Below are 404 nucleotides of genomic sequence, written 5' to 3' on the forward strand. Positions count from 1 at the left end.
TTGAGGTCTTCGTGCGCGATGAAGTCATGCTGGCGCACGAGGTCACAAGCGGTCTTGTGCGCGTGGTCGAGGCGCTGACGGCGGACCCTGCGGTGCAGGTCGGCAACGCGCTGGACGGCCCGCTGGTGGTTGGCGGTGCGCTTGTCGCGGCGGACGCGGGGGAAGCGGGCGAGGGCCCGCTGTGCTGCTTCGAGCTTCGCGGAGGCCTTGCGGCCGTGACGCGGGTTGGAAACGAACTCGCCGTTGGAGTCGGCCAGGAAGTGGGCTATGCCCATGTCGATACCGAGCACGCTACCGGTCGCTAAAAGCGGCTCGGGCTGGGTCTGTTCGGCGGTCAGGATGACGTACCAGCGCTTTCCCTCACGCTTGACGGACACGGTCTTGACCTTGCCGACCACGGGCCG

General features: G+C 67.6%; 1 protein-coding gene. It reads right to left on the reverse strand.

Annotated features, from left to right (window positions below):
* Positions 1-404, reverse strand: a 404-nt coding sequence (locus LZ604_RS35565) for an RNA-guided endonuclease InsQ/TnpB family protein (RefSeq protein ID WP_234520371.1), incomplete at both ends; no start/stop codon positions are given.

It is taken from the genome of Streptomyces glomeratus (assembly GCF_021462825.1).
Lineage (GTDB): Bacteria > Actinomycetota > Actinomycetes > Streptomycetales > Streptomycetaceae > Streptomyces > Streptomyces glomeratus.